Below are 20,183 nucleotides of genomic sequence, written 5' to 3'. Positions count from 1 at the left end.
GGCGGGCCGACCGGGCCTCGTACCGCCGTCCCGGTATGGTCTACGCTGGTAAAAGCGGGGCAAAGTCCGCCCTGCCCCCGATCGAGTGCCCGAACGACCTGAGGAGTGACACTCCCCCTCGATGGACGATCCGTCCGGTAGTACCTGCGCCGCCTCGCTTCCGACCCCCGGAAGGCAGGCGGCACTGTGATCACCGCCTGGCTGCTGTTGTTCGCGGCCGTTCTCCTGATCCTCGCCAACGGCCTGTTCGTGGCCGCCGAGTTCGCCTTCGTGACCGTCGAGCGCGGGGAGGTGGAGCGCGCCGCCGAGGCGGGCGACGCCAAGTCCCGCCGCGTCGCCGGGGCCCTGCGGCACCTCTCCTTCGAGCTGTCCGGCGCCCAGCTCGGCATCACCGTCACCTCGCTGGTGGTCGGCATGCTCGCCGAGCCGGCCCTGTCCACGCTGCTCGCGCCCGTCATGTCCGGCATCGGCGTGCCCGACTCGGCCGCCCGCGGCGTCGCCGTGATCGTCGGCATGGTGCTGGCCACCGTCGTCCAGATGGTGATCGGCGAGCTGGTGCCGAAGAACTGGGCGATCTCCCGCCCGCTCCAGGTGGCCCGCGCGGTCGCCGCGCCGCACATGGCGTTCTCCTTCGCCTGCCGCCCGCTGATCAGCTTCCTGAACGGCGCCGCCGACCGGACCGTCCGGGCCTTCGGCATCGAGCCGCAGGAGGAGCTGGGCCACGCCCGCACCCCGGACGAGCTGGTCTCGCTGGCCCGCCACTCGGCCCGGGCCGGCGCGATAGACGAGGAGTCGGCGACCCTGTTCGTCCGCACCCTGGGCCTGAGCGAGCTGACCGCCGAGTCCGTGATGACCCCGCGGATAGACGTGGCCGCGCTCCAGCGCGACGCCACCGCCTCCGACGTGATCAACCTGACCCGGGCCACCGGCCTGTCCCGCTTCCCGGTCTACACCGACAGCCTGGACGAGGTCACCGGCATCGTCACGCTCAAGGACGCCCTGGCCGTCCCGGCCGTCCGGCGCGGCCTGGTGCGGGTCGGCGAGCTGGCCTCGCCGCCGCTGCTGGTGCCCGAGACGCTGCCCGCCGAGCGGCTGCTCGACCGGCTGCGCCGCCTCCAGCCGATGGCCATCGTGGTCGACGAGTACGGCGGCACCGCCGGCGTCGTCACCGTCGAGGACATCGTCGAGGAGATCGTCGGCGAGGTGCAGGACGAGCACGACCCCGACGACCACCCCGAGCTGCTCCCGCTGCCGCCGGTCGACGGCCTGCCGGTCTGGGAGGCCGACGGCCGCGCCCGGATCGACCAGCTGGAGCGGATCGGCCTGAACGCCCCGGACGGCCCGTACGAGACCCTCGCCGGGCTGGTCTCCGACCTGCTCGGCAAGCTCCCCGAGGTGGGGGAGCAGGCCGAGCTGCCCGGCTGGCGCTTCACCGTGACCGGTGTCGACCGCCACCGCACCACCGGGGTCCGGGTGGAGCGCACCACCGCGCCCGCGCAGTTCGACGAGGACCGGGAGGACGGCCGATGACCGCCCTGCAACTGGCCGTCGCGCTGCTGCTCCTGCTCGGCAACGCCTTCTTCGTCGGCGCCGAGTTCGCCGTGGTGTCGGTGCGCCGCAGCCAGATCGAGCCGCTCGCCGAGGCCGGGCACAAGCGCGCCCGCACCGTGCTGCACGCGCTGTCCAACGTCTCCGCGATGCTCGCCGCCGCCCAGCTCGGCATCACCGTCTGCTCGCTGGGCCTCGGTGCCCTCGCCGAGCCGACCATCGCCTCCCTGCTGGAGGGCCCGTTCCACGCGATCGGCGTCCCGTCCGGCCTGATGCACCCGCTCTCGTACGGGATCTCGCTCGCCGTCGTGGTCTTCCTGCACATGGTGATGGGCGAGATGGTGCCGAAGAACATGGCCATGGCGGGCCCCGAGCGGGCCGCGCTCTGGCTCGGCCCGCCGCTGGACCGGCTGGCCCGCTGGCTCGCCCCGGTGATCCGGGTGCTGAACGCCTTCGCCAACGGCGTGCTGAAGCTGTTCCGGGTGGACGCCAAGGACGAGGTGGAGTCGGTCTTCACCACCGAGCAGCTGATGTACCTGCTGGCGGACTCCCGGGACGCCGGGCTGCTCGACGAGAGCCGCCAGGAGCGCCTGGAGGACGCCCTGGAGCTCGGCCGCCGGCCGATCACCGAGGTGCTGCTGGAACCCGAGCAGCTGGTCACCGTGGACACCAAGGCGACCGCCGCCGAGGTCGAGGAGCTGGCGCTGCGCACCGGCTTCTCGCGCTTCCCGGTCACCGACGGCGACCCGGCCGGCCACGGCTACCTCGGCTACGTCCACCTCAAGGACATCCTCGACGTGGAGGACCCGTCGGCGCCCGTCCCGGCCCGCCTGTGGCGGCCGATCACGGTGCTGCGCGGCGGCCTCCCGCTGGACGACGCGCTCGGGGCGATGCGCCGGGCGACCTGTCACCTGGCCGCCGTACTGGACCAGGACGGGCGCACGCTCGGCGTGGTCATGCTGGAGGACGTGCTGGAGGAGCTGGTCGGCGAGATGCACGACCCGGACCACCGCGCCACGGCCTGACGCCGGTCCACCCGGCCACGGCCTGACCCCGGACAAACCGGCGCCGGTTCGTCGGCGCCGGTTTGTCCGGGTCCGTCCGTAGAGCTCCGGCTTCCGCTGACGGTGTGTTCGCTGCGGGCGATTCTGCCCAGAGCATGCGGCAGTTCCGTGCCGGCCACCCGGGGGAGCAGGGTGGTCGGCATGAGACTTCTCGTGCTGGGTGGAACCAAGTTCGTCGGACGGGTCGTCGCCGAGGAGGCGCTGGCCAGGGGATGGGAGGTGACCGCCCTCAACCGCGGCACGCAGCCCGCGCCCGAGGGCGTCCGGGTGCTGAAGGGCGACCGCACCGCCGAGAACGGCCTGGCGGCGCTCGGTCCGGGGGAGTGGGACGCGGTGGTGGACACCTGGTCCTGGGCCCCCGCGGCGGTGCGCGACAGCGCCCGGTTCCTCAACGGCCGGGTCGGCCACTACGCGTACGTCTCCAGCCGGTCGGTGTACGACTACCCGCTGGAGGCCGGGGCCGGCGAGAGCGCGCCGGTGGTCGACTCCTCCCCGGACCTCACCGGCGAGGTGCCCTACGCCGAGGCCAAGCGCGGTGCGGAACTGGCGCTGGAGGCCGAGTACGGCGGGCAGGCGCTGCTGGCCCGCGCCGGGCTGATCATCGGCCCGCACGAGAACATCGGCCGACTGCCCTGGTGGCTCAACCGGATCGCGGAGGGCGGCCCGGTGCTCGCCCCCGGGCCCCGCGACCTGCCGCTGCAGTACATCGACGCGCGCGACCTCGCGGCCTGGACCCTGGACGCCGTGGTGGCCCGCCTCGGCGGCCCGTACAACCTGGTCAGCCCGTCCGGCCACACCACCATGGGCGAGCTGCTGGAGGCCTGCGTACGGGCCACCGGCTCGGACGCCGAGCTGCGCTGGACGGCCCCGGAGCGGATCCTCGCGGCGGGCATCGAGCCGTGGACCGAGCTGCCGATCTGGCTGGCGCCCGGCGACCTCTACGACTTCCTGCACACCGGCCTGGTCGAGCGCGCGCTCGGCGCCGGGCTGCGCTGCCGCCCGGTCGCCGAGACCGTCGAGGACACCTGGGCCTGGCTGCGGTCGATCGGCGGCAGCGCGCCCCAGCGGGCCGACCGGGTCACCGTCGGGCTGGACCGGGAGCGGGAGACCGCGGTCCTGAACGGCTGACCCGGTCGGCGGCCGGAACGGACCGGGAGAGCTGGTCGCGGGGCTGCACGGGGGTCAGCCCCGGCCGTCGATCAGCTCCCCGTACGCCTGCACGAGGTCCGGCAGCCGCAGGGTGGCCAGGTCCTCCCGGCCCGGCGGCTCGCGCAGCAGTGACAGCCGCAGGTCCCGGTAGGCGCAGGACTTCTCGTACAGGGTGCGGATGAACCGGCCGTTGCCCAGCTCGTCGATCCAGCCCTCGCGCACCACGTGGGTGCAGATGCTGGCCAGTTCCTCGGCGGCGTCCTCGTCCCAGCCGTCGCCGTCCCGGCCGGCCAGCGCGGCGCCGATCGCGGTCAGCTCGCCGGGGCGGTAGCTCGGGAAGTCGACCCTGGTGGTGAAGCGCGAGTTGAGGCCGGGGTTGGTGGCGAGCAGCCGGTTCATGCCCTCGGGGTAGCCGGCCAGGATGACCACCAGCCGGTCCCGGTTGTCCTCGGCGCGCTTGAGCAGCACCTGCAGCGCCTCGTCGCCGTACGCGTCGCCCTTGGTGTAGCCGGAGTTGGAGAGGCTGTACGCCTCGTCGATGAACAGCACGCCGTCCAGCGCGGAGTCGATCAGCTCGTTCGCCTTCACGGCGGTCTGGCCCAGGAACTCGCCCACCAGATCGGCGCGTTGGGCCTCCACCAGGTGGTCGCCGGAGAGCAGGCCGAGGGCGTGGAAGACCCGGCCGAGGATGCGGGCCACGGTGGTCTTGCCGGTGCCCGAGGGGCCGGAGAAGACGAAGTGGCGCTTCGGCGGCTGGACGGGCAGGCCCTGGGCGGCCCGCAGCCGTGACATCCTCAACTGGGCGGACAGCGCCCGCACCTGGCGCTTGACCGGCTCCAGGCCGACCATCAGCGACAGTTCGGCCAGGGCCGCGTCCAGCTCCCGCTCGTCGCCGCCGGAGCGGGGCTCGGGCCCGGCGGCGGTCCGGGGCTGGGCCCGGCCGAGGGCGGGCAGCGGCGGCGGCACGGCGGGGCCGGGCGGGGCGCCCGAGCCGGAGCGCTCCCCGGCGGCCTGCGGTGCGCCGTCGGGCCGGACGCCGTCCAGCAGGGCGCCGCCGGCCGCGGTTCCGTCCAGGAGGGAGCCGCCGGTCAGGGCGCCGTCCGCCGGGGGGCCGTCCACCAGCCCGGCGTCCACCGAGGGCCCGCCGCCCGGGGGCACCCCGCCGTTGAGCAGCCCGCCGTTCGGTGCCCCGCCGGGCAGCTGCCCGCCGCTGAGCAGCCCGCCGCCGGCGACCCCGTCACCGGCGACGGTCGCGCCGCCGGGCCCGCCCGCGTCCCCGAACTCCTCGCCGTACCCGGGCACTCCGGTGAACCCGGCCTCGTCCGGGTAGCCGTCGTCGACACCGGGCCCGCCCGGTGCGGCGGCGTCGGCCGCCCCCGGGCGCCCGCCCGCCGGCAGCAGTCCGTCCGAGAGCCCGTCCGCGAGTCCGTCCGAGAGCCCGTCCGCGAGAGCGTCCTCGGCCGAGATGGCCGCCAGCCGGGCCGCGGTGTCCATGAACGCCGGGTCCGCCCGGTGCACCGCCCGGTAGAGCGGCAGCGCCGCGGCGCTGCGCCCGGCCCCGTCGTACGCCCGGGCCAGCCAGTACCGCAGCTCCTTGCGCTGGGGCTGTTCGGAGCGGCAGCGGGCCAGTGAGGCGGCCAGCGGTGCCTGCGCCTGGGCGCACATGTCGAGGCGCACCCGCGCCATGCCGGCGAACAGCCCGGCCTCGATGCCGAGCAGCGGGTCGTCCAGCAGCCGGTCGGTGTCCCGGATCAGCTGCTCCCAGTCCTTGAGCAGGTAGGACCGGCAGGCGTACAGGAAGCGGGCGGACGGGTCCTCGCTGGGCGCCGGGCACTGCTCCAACGCCCGGTCCAGCTCGGCCAGGTGCCGGCCGTCCAGCCAGTGCGAGGCGTGCGCCAGCGCGAGGTCGCGGGCGTCCTCCAGCACCGGCTGCACCCACCAGCCCAGCCAGTACCAGGAACTGAGCGGGCGTCGGTGCAGCCGCCGCTGCTCGCCGAACCGCTTCTGGTGGCGGTACATGGCGAGCAGCGCGGCCGAGGTGTCGCTGCGCAGCGCGTGCAGTCCGAGCCAGGCGTCGGCCATGCCGGGATCCAGCCGGACGGCGGCCCGGAACTCCTCCTCGGCCCGGCTGTACGCACCGGCCGTGTAGGCGTCCATGGCGCGCAGCCAGGCGCGGTCGGCGTGCCGGTCCGGCCCGCCCGCCGTGCTGTCGGAACTGTCCACCGTCGTCACTCACGCCCCCCGCGGTGCGGCCCGGGACTCGGCCGGCGAGTCGCCTGCGCCTAGGGCCTGTGGTCGTCGACCCCCTGCGGCGCGTCTGCGCCTGCCAGGAATCGTACCGGCGCGGAGCTGATCCGGAAGGGTGCCGTACGGGGTCAAATGCGATCGCGCGAGCGGCCGTTGAGCGTCCGGGCGGACGAAACGGGCGGCGGGGGAGCGACTTTCGGAAGGGGACCGGGCGGCGCCCCCGGCTCACGGGGGAACAAGCCGGGGGCGCCGGGTCCGAGGCGACCGGAGCCTTTCGTTCCGGCGGCTGAGGAGAACCTAGATCCTGGCGATGTCGCAGGTCAAGGCGGTGGTTGAAAGTTCACCCACGGTGCCCGGGGCGATCCGTCCGGTCACTCCGTCGACCAGCGTCGCGGCATGCGGACGGCTCGGATCGGCGGCGAAATGCGCCGATTCGGCCCGGGCCCAGCCCGCCCAGAACTCGGCCAGTTCCGGACCGTCCCGCTCCTCCCCGCGCCGCCGGGCCGAGGCGGCGTCCAGCTCCATCCAGATCACCCGGGCCAGCCACGGCCGCACCGCCCGCCGGCCGGAGCCGACCCCCTCCACCAGCACCACCGGGGCGGCCGGCACCGCGGCCGTCCCCGCGAAGCGGCGCAGCGTCCAGTCGTACACCCGGTACTCGGCGTCCCGGCCGGCCGCCAGCGGCTCCAGCACCTGCTCGCGCAGCCGTCCGGTCCAGCCGAACGGCTCGCGGTGGGTGGCCAGGTCGTCGAGGTGGACCACCGGGGCGCCGCCGAGCGCCGCCGCCAGCCGTCCGGCGAAGGTGGTCTTGCCGGAGCCGGCGTGCCCGTCCACCGCGACCAGCCGCACCGGCCCGCAGGACGGCGGCAGCGCGCGCAGCTCCGCCGCGAGCGCGGTCAACCGGGTGTCCGGATCGGGCCGGGACAGGGGTGGGAAGGGTTCGGATGCAGCCACAACGTCAACCCTACGGTGCCGTAGCCCGCCACTGCGGACAGTTCATCTGTGCAGGTCGTGACGGCAGCCCGGGTTTCGGGCATACTCGCCTTCGCCACGACTGTGAACGGCCGTTCACCGCAACCCGGTGCCGGTCGGTCCGACCAGCCACACCCCGCCGGACCGGCCGACACCTCGGCCCGGCGCCCGATCGAGGAGGCGACCACCGCCATGACCCCCTCCCCTGTGAAAGCCGTGGAGCGCCAGTTGCCCAGCGAGGAGGCCCGCGAGCTGCTGAGCCTCACCCGCGACCTGGTGCAGCGCGAGCTCCAGCCGAGGGCGGCGGAGGACGAGGCCGCCGACCGCTTCCCGCGGGAGGTCTTCCGCACCCTCGGCGAGGCCGGCCTGCTCTCCCTCCCGTACGACGAGAAGTACGGCGGCGGCGAACAGCCCTACGAGGTGTACCTCCAGGTCCTGGAGGAGCTCGCGGCGGGCTGGCTGGCCGTCGGCCTCGGCGTCAGCGTGCACACCCTGTCCTGCCACGCGCTGGCCACCTTCGGCACCGACGAGCAGCGCGCGAAGTGGCTGCCCGCCATGCTCTCCGGCGAGCAGCTCGGCGCCTACTGCCTGTCCGAGCCGCAGTCCGGCTCCGACGCGGCCGCGCTGCGCACCCGCGCCGACCTCGACGGCGAGGCGTACGTGGTGAACGGCACCAAGGCCTGGATCACCCACGGCGGCCAGGCCGACTTCTACAGCGCCCTGGTGCGCACCGGCGTCGACGGCCCCAAGAGCATCAGCTGCCTGCTGGTCCCCGGCACCCAGCAGGGCCTGTCCGCGGCCCCGCCGGAGCACAAGATGGGCATGCGCTCCTCGCCGACCGCCCAGCTGCACTTCGACGGCGCCCGGGTGCCCCGCGAGCGGCTGATCGGCGAGGAGGGGCAGGGCTTCCAGATCGCGCTCGCCGCGCTGGACTCCGGCCGCCTCGGGATCGCCGCCTGCGCGATCGGCGTCGCCCAGGCCGCGCTCGACCTCGCGGTCGACTACGCGCGCACCCGGCGCCAGTTCGGCCGCCCGATCGCCGAGTTCCAGGGCCTGTCCTTCATGCTCGCCGACATGGCCACCCAGATCGAGGCCGGCCGCGCGCTCTACCTCTCCGCCGCGCGCCTGAAGGACGCCGGCCGGCCGTTCTCCAAGGAGGCGGCGATGGCCAAGCTGTTCTGCACCGACACGGTGATGCGGGTGGCCACCGACGCCGTCCAGGTGCTCGGCGGCTACGGCTACACCCAGGACTTCCCGGCCGAGCGCTTCATGCGCGAGGCGAAGGTCCTGCAGATCGTCGAGGGCACCAACCAGATCCAGCGGCTGGTGATCGGCCGCCACCTCACGAAGGCCTGACGCCTTCCTCCCACACGGCCTCCGGCCGTCACTCCAGGGTGCGGAGTGACGGCCGGAGGCGTTCCCGGCGGGCTGTCAGCTCGCCTTGGCGGTACGCGTGGCCAGCGCCGCACGACGGCGGCGCTGCTCCGGGATGGCGGCCCGCAGCGCGGTGACCGTCGGTACGGCGGGCGCCTCCGGGGCGGCCCCGGCGACCGCGGCGAGCCGCACCGGCCGGTGCGCGACGGCGTGCGAGAACGGCTGGGTGCGCCAGTCCAGCCCGCTCGGGAGCTTGAACAGCGTGGCGAACCCGGCCGGTTCGGCGTCCTCCGGGGCCTCGACCTCGGCCAGGTCGTCCGTCGGCGCGCCCGAACCCGGGCAGAGCGCGGGGGCGAAGGGGTTCCAGGCGGTCGGCAGCAGCGCGTGCTGCGGCAGCCGGTCCTCGTCCGCCACCAGGGCGATCGGACGGCGGCACTCGGGGCAGTTGACCCGGAAGACGTCCCAGTTCTCCGCCTCGCCGGGGTCGCTGCCCGGCACGAGGTCGACCGCGAGGCCCTCGCGGCCGGTCGGATCGTCGGTCTCGTCGGAGCCCAGCACACGCTGGTCAGTAGCAGGCATGAGGATCCCCCTAGGATCGGGCCCGGCGTGGTCGTCCAGGGCCACAACCAGCACTTCCCTGCGATCCGGACTCATAATCCTGCGGTCACGTGCACCGTGATGCACCGGGTGTGTCCTTGGCCACACCGGATGCCACATTCACCCGGCATGTGCCCGCCCGGCACCTGCGGTCCCTCGCCGTGACACCGCGTGCGCCCCCCGTGCTCCCGACCGGGTAGGTTTGCGCACTGTGGAGGATCTCGACCAACGCATCGTCCAGCTGCTCCTCGAGGACGGCCGGATGAGCTACACGGACCTGGGCAAGGCCACCGGCCTGTCCACCTCGGCGGTGCACCAGCGGGTGCGCCGCCTCGAACAGCGCGGGGTGATCCGCGGCTACACCGCGATCATCGACCCCGACGCCGTCGACCTGGCGCTGACCGCGTTCATCTCGGTCAAACCCTTCGACCCGAGCGCCCCGGACGACACCCCGGAGCGGCTGGCCGGCCTGCCCGAGATCGAGGCCTGCCACAGCGTCGCCGGCGACGAGAACTACATACTCAAGGTCCGGGTCGGCGCCCCCGGCGACCTGGAGGACCTGCTCGCCCGCATCCGCAGCGCCGCCGGCGTCTCCACCCGCACCACCGTCGTCCTGTCCACCCCCTACGAGGCGCGCCCCCCGAAGCTCTGAACCGCGGGCCGGTCGCCGCGGGGCGACCGGTGACGTGCAGACTTGGCGGCATGACCGAACGCACCCCCCGGACCGTCCTGCTGCGCGGCGGCGCCGTCTACAGCCCCGCCGACCCCTTCGCCACCGCGATGCTCGTGGAAGGCGGGCACGTCGCCTGGGTCGGCAGCGACGGCGCCGCCGAGGCGTACGCCGCGACCGCCGACGAGGTCGTCGAGCTGGACGGCGCCCTGGTCACCCCCGCCTTCGTGGACGCCCACGTGCATGCCACCGCCACCGGCCTGGCGCTCACCGGCCTCGACCTCACCGGCAGCCCCTCGCTGGCCGCCGCCCTGGCCGCCGTCACCGCCTTCGTCGACGCCCGGCCCGAGCCCGGCGGGGTGCTGATCGGCCACGGCTGGGACGAGACCGGCTGGCCCGAGGGCCGCCCGCCCACGCTCGCCGAACTCGACGCCGCCGCCCGCGGCGCCGCGCTCTACCTCTCCCGCACCGACGTGCACTCCGCGCTCGCCACCACCGCGCTGCGCGCCCTCACCGGGGGCCTGGCCGAGGCGCCCGGCTTCGACCCCGAGGGCCCGCTCACCAAGGACGCCCACCACGCCGTCCGGCAGACCGCGCTGGCCCGGCTCACCCCCGAGCAGCGCCGCCGCGCCCAGCGCGCCACCCTCGCCCGTGCCGCCGAGCTCGGCATCGGCGCCCTGCACGAGTGCGCCGGCCCCGAGATCTCCTCGGAGGCCGACCTGGCCGCTCTGCTGGCCCTGGCCGCCGACGGCGAGGGGCCCGAAGTCTTCGGCTACTGGGGCGAGTTGGGCGGTGTCGAGACCGCCCGCAGGCTCGGCGCGGTGGGCGCCGGCGGGGACCTCTTCGTGGACGGCGCGCTCGGCTCGCGCACCGCCTGCCTGCACGCCCCGTACGACGACGCCGAGCACACCGGCACCGCCTACCTGACCGCCGAGCAGGTCGCCGACCACGTCGCCGCCTGCACCGAGGCCGGGCTCCAGGCCGGGTTCCACGCCATCGGCGACGCGGCCGTCGCAGCGGTCCTCGACGGTGTCCGGGCGGCCGGCGCCCGGGTCGGCGCCGACCGGGTCAAGGCCCTGCGCCACCGCGTCGAACACGCCGAGGCCCTGGACGACGAGGCCGTCGCCGCCTTCGCCGAACTCGGCCTGACCGCCTCCGTCCAGCCCGCCTTCGACGCCGCCTGGGGCGGCCCGGACGGCATGTACGTCCAGCGCCTGGGCGCCGAGCGGGCGGCCGCCCTCAACCCCTTCGCCGCGCTGCTGCGGGCCGGCGTCCCGCTGGCCTTCGGCTCGGACGCCCCGGTCACCCCGCTCGACCCCTGGGGCACCGTCCGCGCGGCCGCCTTCCACCGGACCCTGGACCACCGGATCTCGGTGCGGGCCGCCTTCACCGCCCACACCCGCGGCGGCTGGCGCGCCGTCGGCCGGGACCAGGACGGCGTGCTGGTCCCCGGCGCGGTCGCCAGCTACGCGATCTGGGCGGCCGGCGACCTGGTCGTCCAGGCCCCCGACTCCCGGGTGGCCGGCTGGTCCACCGACCCGCGCTCCGGCACCCCCGGACTGCCCGACCTCACCCCCGGCCACCCGCTGCCGACCTGCCTGCGCACCGTGGTCCGCGGCCGCACCGTCTACCAGCGCTGAAACCCCGTGGAACGGCGGGCCGCCGGACCCTAGGGTCTCCACCATGACCGAACTGGTGCCCGCCGACTTCACCGTCCCGCGCGAACTGCTCGCCCCGGAGTTCCGCCTCGAACCCCTGGGCGAGCAGCACAACACCTCCGACCACGCCGCCTGGACATGGGGGTCTCCGGCGGGGAGCACCGGGGGCGCGACGCCGGGGCACGCACCTCGCCGCGTTGTCGTCGGTCGCCAATGGCCCCCAGCCTCCGGCCGGGAGGTGCCCCCACCGCAGTGGCTCCCTCCTCCGCCTTGCGATGCACGCACCCCACCGCCGCACCCTGATCCGGCGGTCCCCACCGGAAACCCCCGCAGCATCGCCCACATCCGCTCCACCCCCGGCTGGGCCGGCCGCCACTGGCCGCCCCTCGACGGGATGCCCCTGGAGCGCAACCGCGACGACCTGCGCCGCCACGCCGCCGACTTCGAGGCCCGTACCGGCTTCTCCTACACCGTCCTGGAGCCGGACCGCGACGAGGTGATCGGCTGCGTCTACATCTATCCGGACCGCGAGGACCCGTCCGCGGTCTCGGTCAGCTCCTGGGTCCGGGCCGACCGGGCCCACCTTGACGCCCCGCTGTACCGCGCCGTCTCCGACTGGCTCGCCCGGCACTGGCCCCTGCGGGAGGTCCGCTACGCCCCGCGCTGACCCGCTACCACCCTGACCTCACGGGCCGCCGACGTTCCGGGGTACCTTCTTCGCACAGCGTCCGAACAGCAAGCCCCAGGAAGATGGTGCGCCGGTGGCCACTCCCGTCACCCAGGAACGGCCCGAGGCCGTCCCCGAGCCGCCGGAGCCGGCGCCCCGACCGAGCCGCGGAGCCCGGGCGCTCGCCAAGGTCCGCGCCGGGCTTCCCCGCACCGGCCTCGCCGCCCTGGCCGGCCTGCTGCTCGCCCTCGCCTTCCCGCCGTACGACCTGTGGCCGCTGTCGCTGCTCGGCGTCGCCGCGCTCTCGCTGCTCACCCGGGGCCGCACCTTCCGCCAGGGCCTGTGGACGGGCTTCGCCTTCGGCCTGCCGTTCTTCCTGATGCTGCTCAGCTGGCTGCGGGTGGTCGGCTGGGACGCCACGATCGGCCTGTCCGTCGTGGAGGCGCTGTTCCTGGCCGTGCTCGGCGGCGCCCTGGCCGTCACCTCCCGGCTGCCCGGCTGGCCGCTCTGGGCGGCCTGCCTGTGGATCACCCAGGAGTGGGCCCGCGACCGGCTGCCGCTCGGCGGCTTCCCCTGGGGCCGGCTCGCCTTCGCCAACACCGCCACCCCGTACACCCCGCTGGCCGCGCTCGGCGGCGCGCCGCTGGTGACCTTCGCCGTCGCCCTCTCCGGCACCCTGCTGGCCTGGGCCGCGCTGCGGCTGCGCGGGCCCGGCAGGGCCCCGGTCGCGGCCGCGCTGGCGGCGCTCGGCGCGGTGGCCGCCCTGCTGGCGGGCTACCTCGTCCCGGTGCCCACGGCCGCCGCCGACACCGTCAAGGTCGCCATCGTCCAGGGCAACGTGCCCAACCCGGGCATGGACTTCCTGGGCCGTCCGATGATGGTCCTCAACAACCACGCCTCGGCCACCGAGCGGCTCGCCGCCGACATCGGGGCGGGCAGGGCCGAGCGCCCCGACATCGTGATCTGGCCGGAGAACTCCTCCGACCTGGACCCGTTCAGCGACCCACTGGCCCGCCGGCGGATCGACCAGGCGGTCAAGGCGATCGGCGTGCCCACCCTGGTCGGCACCCTGGTGGACGGCCCGGACGCGCAGCACGTCCAGAACGAGGGCATCGTCTGGGACCCGGCCACCGGCCCCGGCGCCTCCTACACCAAGCAGCACCCCGTCCCGTTCGGCGAGTACGTCCCCTTCCGCGCCCAGCTGATGAAGGTGATCACCCGCCTGCAGAGGGTCGCCCGGGACTTCTACCCCGGCGACCACAACGGCGTGATGCAGCTCGGCCCGGCCAGGATCGGCGACGTGATCTGCTTCGAGGTCGCGTACGACGAGATCGTCCGCGACACCGTGGACAGCGGCGCGAGGGTCCTGGTCGTCCAGACCAACAACGCGACCTACGCCCGGACCGGCCAGCCCGAGCAGCAGCTGGCGATGAGCCGGCTGCGGGCCGTCGAGCACGGCCGGGCGGTGCTGATCGCCGCCACCAGCGGCATCAGCGCGGTGATCGGCCCGGACGGCGGCGTCCAGCAGCGCACCGAGGAGCTGACCGCGGCCGAGCTGTCGGCCACCGTCCCGCTGCGCGACGGCACCACGGTGGCCGACCGGGTCGGCGCCGCCCCGGAGTGGACGCTGGCCGTCGGCGGCCTGCTGGCCTGCGGCGCGGCGGTGCTGGTCGGACGCCGCCGGAAGGCACCGGCCGGAACACCGGCCGGGCCGGAATCGTTGGACCAGGTGGTGCCGTAGCCGGCCCGGACCTCCCGTGCGGCACGCAGAGCACCGCATGGAGTGGATTCGTACCGTGACCCAGCAAGCTACCCCCACCCGTCCGGCCCCGCGTAGCAGGCTCCGCCGGGTGCTGCCGCTGCTGATGACCGCCTGGCTGGTGCTGGAGATCTGGCTGCTGGTCCAGGTCGGCTCGTGGCTGGGCGGTCTCACCGTCGTGCTGCTGCTCGTCGCGGGCGGCCTGATCGGCGGCTCGCTGATCAAGCGGGCCGGGGCGAAGGCCCTGTCGGCGGCGATCGAGCAGAGCAGGAACCCGCAGTCCGAGCAGCCCCAGACCGGCACCAGCATGACGGTGCTGGCCGGCCTGCTGCTGATCGTCCCCGGCTTCCTGTCGGACCTGGTCGCCCTGACCCTGCTCTTCCCGCCCACCCGGGCGCTGTGGCGGGCGGTCGGGCGCCGGGTCGCGGACAAGGCGCTGCGCAGCGCCACCGTGGCCGGCACCGATCCGCTCGCGGACGCGATGCGGCTCCAGGAGCAGCTGCGCATCCACCGCCCGGACGGCAAGGTGATCCAGGGCGAGGTCCTGGACCCGGAGTCCGGCCCGCGCGGCCCGCAGGGGCCGGACACCACCCACCGGCCGCCGATCGGGGGCTGACCCGACCGTTCCACCGGCCGCCCGGGGCACATCCGTCCCGGGCGGTCCGGCGTACCGGGGCGGTTTCGACGGACAGCTCGGAGAACGCGAAAGGGACCCTGGTGACCAGGGTCCCTTTTCGCGTCCTCCCGCTCGTGGCGGGAGCGAGGTGTCAGGCGCTCTTACGGGTGTCCCGCGGGTGCACCGCGAGGTTCATCCCACCGGAGCGGAGCACGGCCAGCCGCTCGGCCAGCACCTCCTCCAGCTCCTCGCGCGTCCGGCGCTCCATCAGCATGTCCCAATGGGTGCGCGTCGGCTTGATCTTCTTCTCCTCCGGCTCGTCGCCGTCGAGAAGTGCCGCCTCCTGGCCGCAGAAGCGGCATTCCCAGGTCGCGGGGATCTCCGCCTCGACCGAGAAAGGAACCTCGAAACGGTGTCCGTTCTGACATGCGTACTCGACGGTCTGGCGGGGAGCCAGATCGATACCACGGTCGGTCTCGTAGCTAGTGGCCCCGAGTCGCGTGCCGCGGAGAGCTCGCTCGCTCATGAATCGTGCCTCCCGGGCTTATGGCCCACAGGACTAGTGGTCGCTGTTCTTCGTCGTTCGGTCAACGCTCGGCTTCCGACGAAGATTCCCGTCCCGGGACATGCGTCGTCTGTAGTGCCGCCCCTGTTTGTACCCACCTGCGCCCGATTTGTCACATCTGGCCGGTGATATCACCCCAGGTGTCACCTATTTCACATCTGGTGATCGTGCGGGCTTTCTGTGACGAGCGTACCGGGACGGGATTCCGGAGCGGGTGCCGACCCCGGCCGAGGGCGGCGGAACCGGCCCTCGACCGGGGCCGGTCCGGCCGTCAGGAGATCGGACGCGAGCGGATCATCGGCTCGTCCTTGGCCAGGTCGACCGGGCGGGCCGGCGCGGCCGGATCGGCCGCGGGCACGGCCGGCGGGCAGTCCGGGCGGGGCGGCACGGCGGGGGCGGCCGCCTCGGTGCGGGTGTCCCGGTGCGGCAGCAGGGCGATCACCGCGTCCCGCAGCGGGGCCGGGGCCTCGTCGTCGAGCGGGTCGACGGTGGTGGGCACCTGGAGCCGCACCGGGGTGCCGTTGCCGATCCGGGCGTAGCCGCGGCCGACCGGGGCGTGGACGGCGGGCACGATGTCCAGCGGCGCGCCGAGCGCGTCGTGCCCCTCGTCCAGGCCGGCCGGGCCGAGCACCACGCGGGCCCGGGTGGTGGCGCGGACGGTGGCGGTGAGCCGGTGCCGGGCCTGCAGGTCGTCGGCGACCACCACGGTGACCCGGGCGGCCCGGCCGTGCCGCAGCGGGAGCTCCAGCAGGTCCTGCGGGTCCGGGCGGCCCTCGGCCTGGGCGAGCTCGCTCAGCTCGGTCGGGTGGTCCAGCAGCAGCCACAGCGGCCGGGTGACGTCCTCCGGCGGGGCGCCGCCCGCGTGCCGGGCGGCGTTGAGCGCGGCGAGCCGGCGCTCGGTCTCGCCGACGGCCCACTCCAGCGCGGCCAGCGCGCCGTGCAGGCTGGTCTCCACGGTGTGCACGCCGGGCCGGTTGACCAGGCAGGCGTGCTCCCCGGTGCCCGCGCCGTCGACCACCACCAGGTCGCCGTACGGCAGGGCCTGGAGCGCGATCGAGCGCAGCAGGCTGGAGGTGCCGTAGCCGGTGACGCCGAGCACCAGCAGGTGCGGCTCGGCGGAGCGCGGGCCGGTGCGCCAGACCACCGGCGGCTGCTGGACGGTCGTGCCGCCCCGGGTGACCGGGATGGTCCGGGCGGTGCCGCCCTCGTCGGTGAAGCCCAGCACGACCTCGCCGGGGGCCGCCACGAAGCGCTGGGCGACGATGTCGGTGGGCAGCGGGGCGAGCGCGGCGATCCGCAGCCGGTTGGACTCCTCGTCCCAGTCGAAGCGGTACTCGCGGGCCCGGCCGGCCTTGCCCTGCACCACCTGCTCGATCCGGGCCCGGGCGGCCGGCTCGGTGTCGGTGAAGTAGGCGGGGTAGGTCAGTTCCAGCCGGGACAGCCGGCCCTCGCCGTCGAACTCCCAGTCGCTGAAGGCGTTCTTGTAGCCGCCCTCGAAGTGGTACAGCGGGTTGGCGTCCTCGGGCCCGCACAGGTACGGGGTGAGCGCCGCGTAGAGGGCGCCGAGCTTGACGTCGGCGACGTCCGGGGCGGGCTGCGCGGGCGCCGCCCGGGGGGCCCGGCCGGCCCAGGCGGCGCTGGCCATCAGGGCGATCAGAGCGAAGAGCAGCCCGTGCGGCAGCAGGTAGACGCCGATCAGCAGGGCGGCGGTGAGGAACAGCGTCGGGCCGCGGCGCTCCTTCGGGGTGTCCTGCCAGCGGGACCTGGCCCAGTCGACGTGGTGGCGCAGGCCGCGGCCGATGACGGAGAGCGGGGCGAACATGTCGGAGGCGTGGTCCCCGGCGGTCCGGGCGATCGCGCGGCCCTTGCTGAGGTGGCGGTGGAGCGGCATTCCTTGACTCCCCGGGCGGTGGGACGGGAGGGGGCGGAGGTGGGGTACGACGGGGCCCGGGGGCGGTGGGATCCGCGCCCGGGCCGGTACGGGGAGGGGTGGGGGTGGGAGTCAGGACCTAGAACCTGATGCCGCTGAGCAGGCTGGCGAGGCTGGCGCCGCCCGCGGTGATGCTCGGTGCGATCGAGGAGCCGGCGATGTAGAAGCCCAGCAGGGCGCAGACGATGGCGTGGGAGACCTTCAGTCCGTCCCGGCGGAAGAAGAGGAAGGCGATGGTGCCGAACAGGACGATGCCGGAAATCGAGAGGATCATGTTCCGCTCCTCAGGAAGGTGGGGACAAGCAGGGGTGTTACGGTAAGCGCATTAATCGTGACAAAAAGTAATAGATGATGGAACGGCGCAAATGGGTGGTTCTGCCGTTCGAGACCGTTCCGTCGGCCGGGTGGCGTCGGCGCGCCGGCCGGGGTGGGGCCTGGCGTCGCGGGATTCGGTGGGCCGAGGCATTCCCGCTCGGCGGGCGGGAAGTTTCCGGGGGGTCCGGGAAGTTCCCTCGAATGGCTGCGCGGCGCGCGCGGCCGCGTGTCGTCGCGGGCGCGGGCCGTCATCCGGATTCCGGAGGCCCGCTGGCCCGTTCCGGCGCCGGCCGCTACCGTGCCCTGGGCGCAGCCGCGAGACCGCCCGACGACCGACCGGAAAGGCCGCCCACCATGACCGACGCCGCCAGCCAGCAGCCCGCCGACGCCCCCGACGCCGAGGTGGTCGCGCTCGCCGGGAAGCTCTTCGACGCCGCCCGGGCCGGGGAGACCGACACCCTGTCCGGCTACCTGGACGCCGGCGCCCCGGCCGACCTCACCAACGGCCGCGGCGACACCCTGATCATGCTCGCCGCCTACCACGGCCACGCCGCCACCGTCGCGGAGCTGCTCCGGCACGGCGCCGACCCGAACCTCGTCAACGACCACGGCCAGACCCCGCTGGCCGGCGCCGTCTTCAAGGGCGCCACGGACGTGCTCGACGTGCTGCTGGCCGGCGGCGCCGACCCGCGGGCCGGCGCCCCGAGCGCCGTGGACACCGCCCGGATGTTCGGCAAGGACGACCTGGTCGCCCGGTTCGAGGCCCGCTGAACGGGGACCGTAGGCTCTTCCGACATGAGCACCAGCACCGCCCAGGAAACCGGCACCGTCGAGTTCCGCATCACCGGCTACGCCCACCCCGACGCCCAGGCGCTCTCGGCGGAGGTCCAGCAGGAGTACGTGCGCCGCTACGGCGACCCGGACGAGACCGTCATGCACCCGGAGGACTTCGAGGCGCCGGCCGGCCTGTTCATGATCGCCTACCTGGACGGCCGGCCGGTCGCCTGCGGCGGCTGGCGGGCCAAGCAGGCCGGCCCGGACGACCTGCGCGACGGTGACGTCGAGCTGAAGCGGATGTTCGTGGTCCCCGAGGCCCGGGGCCGCGGCCTGGCCCGGGCGGTGCTGGGCCGCCTGGAGCGGACCGCGGCCGAGGCCGGGCGCACCCGCGTCGTCCTGGAGACCGGCACCGAGCAGCCCGAGGCCGTCGCGCTGTACCGGTCCGAGGGCTACGCCCCGATCCGGAAGTTCGGCATCTACAAGGACCACCCGCAGAGCATCTGCCTCGGCAAGGAACTGGCTCCGGCGGTCTGACCCGCGCTCGCGCGGGGAAGGCTCCCGTCGGCCCGAAGGGGGAGACGGATGAGTCACCGGCAAGCCGGACCCGGCGCACCCGGAGCCGACCGGCTCCCCACCCTGGCCGCGCCCGGCGGGGAGTTGGACCGGCTCGTCGGGGACGGCGCGCGCACCCTCGGGGCGGGCGCCGTCTGGGCCGTCGGCGAGGCCGACGGCACGCTCGGCGGCGGCAGCCACGGCGTGCTCGGGCAGGGGCCGTACGCGCGGCTGCGGCCCGGGCCGGACACCCCGTACGACCTCGCCAGCCTCACCAAGGTCGTCGCGCTCTGGCCCTGCGCCGGGGTGCTGCGGCAGACCGGCCGACTGCCCCTGGACGAGCCGCTCGGCCGCTGGTGGCGGCCGGCCGCAGGCCTCCCCGCCGGCGAGGTGACGGCCCGTCAACTCCTCGCCCACACCGCCGGGATGCTCCCGTACACCCGCTTCGAGGAGCTCTACGGGCGCGACCCCGCGGCGATCCGGGCCGGGGTCCTCGCCGCCCCGCTGCACCGCCCGCCGGGCACGGCCGTCGAGTACACCGACCGGGCCGCCGTGCTGCTCACCCACCTGGTCGAGGACCTCGGCGGCGCCCCGCTGGACGAGCTCGCCGCGCGCTGGGCCTGGCGGCCGCTCGGCATGGCCGACACCCGGTACGGCCCGCTCGACGCCGCGTCCGCCGGCCGGGCCGCGCCCACCGAGTACGACGAGGGCGTCGGCGGCCACCTGCGCGGCGTCGTCCACGACCCGTCCGCCCGGCTGCTCGGCGGCGTCTCCGGCAACGCCGGGGCCTTCTCCACCGCCCGCGACCTCGCCCGCTTCCTCACCGCGCTGCTCGCCCCGCCGCCCGCACTGCCCTGGGGCGGCGCGTGGATCGGGGAGTCGCTGCGCGAGCAGACCGGCGGCCTCGCCCCCGCCCGCGGCCTGTCCTGGCTGTGCGCCCCCGGCACCGACCCGGCCGAGGGCACCTTCGTCCACTACGGCTTCACCGGCACCGGCTTCTGGGTCTCCCGGCGGCTCGGCCGCTGGGCGCTGCTGCTCACCAACAAGGTGCACTACGACCGGGGCGTCCAGCGGCTGACCGAGCTGCGCAACGCCTTCCGGCGGGCCGTCTTCGGATAGGCCCCCGGCACTCCTTCGGGTGGATTCGGCGCGAACCGCCGTTTCGCGGGCCGCGACCGCGGCAGATTGTCCCCGAGGCGGCGGTCGGCGGAGGAGGCGCGATGACGGACACCTGGGCACTCTCGGAGGAGGAGTGGCTCGCCGGCATGGTGCGCGCCTACGTCGGGTGCAGCGTGCTGCTGACCGACGAGGCGGGCAGGATCCTGCTGCTGAAGGCCAGTTACCGCGACCAGTGGCAGTTCCCCGGCGGCGGGATGGACCCGGGGGAGGGGCCCGCCGAGTGCGCGGCCCGCGAACTGTACGAGGAGACCGGCCTGTCGGCCGGGCCGCTGCGGCTGCTGGTGGTGGAGTGGCGCGACGCGATCCCCGACCAGGGCGAACACGCCCACCCCGCCGTGCAGTTCATGTTCGACGGCGGGACGGTCGCGGCCGGGGCGGTGGTCCGGGCGCAGGCCGAGGAGGTCGCCGACCACGGGTACTTCACCCCGGCCCAGGCGGCCGTCCTGCTGCAGCCGGGTGCGGCGCGCCGGCTCACCGGGGCCCTGGAGGCCCGGCGGACCGGCGCCGCCGCACTGCTGCACTCGCCCGGGTACGTCGGATGACG

At 75.0% G+C, this 20,183-nt stretch carries 19 protein-coding genes; 13 read left to right on the top strand and 6 right to left on the bottom strand.

Features of this window, described 5'->3' with window-relative positions; translation table 11 throughout:
• Positions 1 to 186 precede the first annotated feature (186 nt).
• The 3 genes from ACZ5GH_RS04995 (at position 187) to ACZ5GH_RS04985 (ending at position 3,740) form a co-directional block, all read left to right on the top strand.
• Positions 187 to 1,530: a hemolysin family protein gene (locus ACZ5GH_RS04995; protein ID WP_387751789.1), complete on the top strand. Its 1,344-nt coding sequence runs from the start codon at positions 187 to 189 to the stop codon at positions 1,528 to 1,530.
• On the top strand, positions 1,527 to 2,573 hold the full coding sequence (locus ACZ5GH_RS04990) for a hemolysin family protein (protein ID WP_387751792.1): 1,047 nt from the start codon (positions 1,527 to 1,529) through the stop codon (positions 2,571 to 2,573). The genes ACZ5GH_RS04995 and ACZ5GH_RS04990 overlap by 4 nt, the downstream gene beginning before the upstream one ends.
• 180 nt (positions 2,574 to 2,753) lie before the next feature.
• Complete coding sequence (locus tag ACZ5GH_RS04985) at positions 2,754 to 3,740, top strand: NAD-dependent epimerase/dehydratase family protein (RefSeq protein WP_464333547.1); 987 nt, start codon at positions 2,754 to 2,756, stop codon at positions 3,738 to 3,740.
• A 54-nt stretch (positions 3,741 to 3,794) separates the two neighbouring features.
• Here ACZ5GH_RS04985 and ACZ5GH_RS04980 read toward each other — a convergent pair whose 3' ends face one another.
• Positions 3,795 to 5,918 (bottom strand): AAA family ATPase, encoded by a 2,124-nt coding sequence (locus ACZ5GH_RS04980; RefSeq protein ID WP_464336798.1) that lies wholly within the window; start codon positions 5,916 to 5,918, stop codon positions 3,795 to 3,797.
• Positions 5,919 to 6,305: 387 nt separating this feature from the next.
• Positions 6,306 to 6,962: a uridine kinase family protein gene (locus ACZ5GH_RS04975; RefSeq protein ID WP_464333546.1), complete on the bottom strand. Its 657-nt coding sequence runs from the start codon at positions 6,960 to 6,962 to the stop codon at positions 6,306 to 6,308.
• A 210-nt stretch (positions 6,963 to 7,172) separates the two neighbouring features.
• Between ACZ5GH_RS04975 and ACZ5GH_RS04970 the strand changes: the two genes are divergently transcribed.
• Positions 7,173 to 8,336, top strand: a complete 1,164-nt coding sequence (locus ACZ5GH_RS04970) for an acyl-CoA dehydrogenase family protein (protein ID WP_464333545.1) — start codon at positions 7,173 to 7,175, stop codon at positions 8,334 to 8,336.
• 75 nt (positions 8,337 to 8,411) lie between these two features.
• Here ACZ5GH_RS04970 and ACZ5GH_RS04965 read toward each other — a convergent pair whose 3' ends face one another.
• Complete coding sequence (locus tag ACZ5GH_RS04965; RefSeq protein WP_464333544.1) at positions 8,412 to 8,933, bottom strand: hypothetical protein; 522 nt, start codon at positions 8,931 to 8,933, stop codon at positions 8,412 to 8,414.
• Positions 8,934 to 9,162: 229 nt separating this feature from the next.
• Between ACZ5GH_RS04965 and ACZ5GH_RS04960 the strand changes: the two genes are divergently transcribed.
• The 5 genes from ACZ5GH_RS04960 (at position 9,163) to fxsA (ending at position 14,321) form a co-directional block, all read left to right on the top strand.
• On the top strand, positions 9,163 to 9,603 hold the full coding sequence (locus ACZ5GH_RS04960) for an Lrp/AsnC family transcriptional regulator (RefSeq protein WP_045694655.1): 441 nt from the start codon (positions 9,163 to 9,165) through the stop codon (positions 9,601 to 9,603).
• 50 nt (positions 9,604 to 9,653) lie between these two features.
• Positions 9,654 to 11,261: an amidohydrolase gene (locus ACZ5GH_RS04955; protein ID WP_464333543.1), complete on the top strand. Its 1,608-nt coding sequence runs from the start codon at positions 9,654 to 9,656 to the stop codon at positions 11,259 to 11,261.
• A 43-nt stretch (positions 11,262 to 11,304) separates the two neighbouring features.
• The gene (locus ACZ5GH_RS04950) at positions 11,305 to 11,946 is read left to right on the top strand and encodes a GNAT family N-acetyltransferase (RefSeq protein ID WP_464333542.1); all 642 of its coding nucleotides are present in this window, start codon (positions 11,305 to 11,307) and stop codon (positions 11,944 to 11,946) included.
• A gap of 94 nt (positions 11,947 to 12,040) precedes the next feature.
• Complete coding sequence (gene lnt, locus ACZ5GH_RS04945) at positions 12,041 to 13,687, top strand: apolipoprotein N-acyltransferase (protein ID WP_387751811.1); 1,647 nt, start codon at positions 12,041 to 12,043, stop codon at positions 13,685 to 13,687.
• A gap of 55 nt (positions 13,688 to 13,742) precedes the next feature.
• Complete coding sequence (gene fxsA / locus ACZ5GH_RS04940; protein WP_387751813.1) at positions 13,743 to 14,321, top strand: FxsA family membrane protein; 579 nt, start codon at positions 13,743 to 13,745, stop codon at positions 14,319 to 14,321.
• A 151-nt stretch (positions 14,322 to 14,472) separates the two neighbouring features.
• Here fxsA and ACZ5GH_RS04935 read toward each other — a convergent pair whose 3' ends face one another.
• From ACZ5GH_RS04935 to ACZ5GH_RS04925, 3 genes are all read right to left on the bottom strand, one after another.
• A complete protein-coding gene (locus ACZ5GH_RS04935) occupies positions 14,473 to 14,847 on the bottom strand; it encodes an RNA polymerase-binding protein RbpA (protein WP_049655293.1) in 375 nt (124 codons plus the stop codon).
• Between the two features lie 310 nt (positions 14,848 to 15,157).
• Entirely contained in the window at positions 15,158 to 16,777 is a 1,620-nt protein-coding gene (locus ACZ5GH_RS04930) for a P-loop NTPase family protein (protein ID WP_464333541.1), read from the bottom strand.
• 118 nt (positions 16,778 to 16,895) lie between these two features.
• Entirely contained in the window at positions 16,896 to 17,090 is a 195-nt protein-coding gene (locus ACZ5GH_RS04925) for a hypothetical protein (RefSeq protein ID WP_188300502.1), read from the bottom strand.
• A 395-nt stretch (positions 17,091 to 17,485) separates the two neighbouring features.
• On the opposite strand from ACZ5GH_RS04925, the gene ACZ5GH_RS04920 reads away from it, so the two are divergent.
• The 4 genes from ACZ5GH_RS04920 (at position 17,486) to ACZ5GH_RS04905 (ending at position 20,181) form a co-directional block, all read left to right on the top strand.
• Complete coding sequence (locus ACZ5GH_RS04920) at positions 17,486 to 17,902, top strand: ankyrin repeat domain-containing protein (protein WP_387751819.1); 417 nt, start codon at positions 17,486 to 17,488, stop codon at positions 17,900 to 17,902.
• Between the two features lie 24 nt (positions 17,903 to 17,926).
• The gene (locus ACZ5GH_RS04915) at positions 17,927 to 18,442 is read left to right on the top strand and encodes a GNAT family N-acetyltransferase (protein ID WP_387751821.1); all 516 of its coding nucleotides are present in this window, start codon (positions 17,927 to 17,929) and stop codon (positions 18,440 to 18,442) included.
• A 48-nt stretch (positions 18,443 to 18,490) separates the two neighbouring features.
• Positions 18,491 to 19,579, top strand: a complete 1,089-nt coding sequence (locus ACZ5GH_RS04910; RefSeq protein ID WP_464333540.1) for a serine hydrolase domain-containing protein — start codon at positions 18,491 to 18,493, stop codon at positions 19,577 to 19,579.
• Positions 19,580 to 19,680: 101 nt separating this feature from the next.
• Positions 19,681 to 20,181 (top strand): NUDIX domain-containing protein, encoded by a 501-nt coding sequence (locus ACZ5GH_RS04905; protein ID WP_387751825.1) that lies wholly within the window; start codon positions 19,681 to 19,683, stop codon positions 20,179 to 20,181.
• Positions 20,182 to 20,183 lie beyond the last annotated feature (2 nt).

This window comes from Kitasatospora sp. Xyl93 (assembly GCF_055383135.1).
The sequence above is the reverse complement of the archived record's forward strand: the minus strand, read 5'-3'. Positions and strand labels throughout refer to the sequence as shown.

Excerpts from the sequence above, each read along its gene's own strand:
- ACZ5GH_RS04990 (WP_387751792.1), top strand. The coding sequence starts at position 1,527 with ATGACCGCCCTGCAACTGGCCGTCGCGCTGCTGCTCCTGCTCGGCAAC.
- ACZ5GH_RS04985 (WP_464333547.1), top strand. The coding sequence starts at position 2,754 with ATGAGACTTCTCGTGCTGGGTGGAACCAAGTTCGTCGGACGGGTCGTC.
- ACZ5GH_RS04980 (WP_464336798.1), bottom strand. The coding sequence starts at position 5,918 with ATGGACGCCTACACGGCCGGTGCGTACAGCCGGGCCGAGGAGGAGTTC.
- ACZ5GH_RS04970 (WP_464333545.1), top strand. The coding sequence starts at position 7,173 with ATGACCCCCTCCCCTGTGAAAGCCGTGGAGCGCCAGTTGCCCAGCGAG.
- ACZ5GH_RS04965 (WP_464333544.1), bottom strand. The coding sequence starts at position 8,933 with ATGCCTGCTACTGACCAGCGTGTGCTGGGCTCCGACGAGACCGACGAT.
- ACZ5GH_RS04955 (WP_464333543.1), top strand. The coding sequence starts at position 9,654 with ATGACCGAACGCACCCCCCGGACCGTCCTGCTGCGCGGCGGCGCCGTC.
- ACZ5GH_RS04950 (WP_464333542.1), top strand. The coding sequence starts at position 11,305 with ATGACCGAACTGGTGCCCGCCGACTTCACCGTCCCGCGCGAACTGCTC.
- ACZ5GH_RS04935 (WP_049655293.1), bottom strand. The coding sequence starts at position 14,847 with ATGAGCGAGCGAGCTCTCCGCGGCACGCGACTCGGGGCCACTAGCTAC.
- ACZ5GH_RS04930 (WP_464333541.1), bottom strand. The coding sequence starts at position 16,777 with ATGCCGCTCCACCGCCACCTCAGCAAGGGCCGCGCGATCGCCCGGACC.
- ACZ5GH_RS04925 (WP_188300502.1), bottom strand. The coding sequence starts at position 17,090 with ATGATCCTCTCGATTTCCGGCATCGTCCTGTTCGGCACCATCGCCTTC.
- ACZ5GH_RS04920 (WP_387751819.1), top strand. The coding sequence starts at position 17,486 with ATGACCGACGCCGCCAGCCAGCAGCCCGCCGACGCCCCCGACGCCGAG.
- ACZ5GH_RS04915 (WP_387751821.1), top strand. The coding sequence starts at position 17,927 with ATGAGCACCAGCACCGCCCAGGAAACCGGCACCGTCGAGTTCCGCATC.
- ACZ5GH_RS04910 (WP_464333540.1), top strand. The coding sequence starts at position 18,491 with ATGAGTCACCGGCAAGCCGGACCCGGCGCACCCGGAGCCGACCGGCTC.
- ACZ5GH_RS04905 (WP_387751825.1), top strand. The coding sequence starts at position 19,681 with ATGACGGACACCTGGGCACTCTCGGAGGAGGAGTGGCTCGCCGGCATG.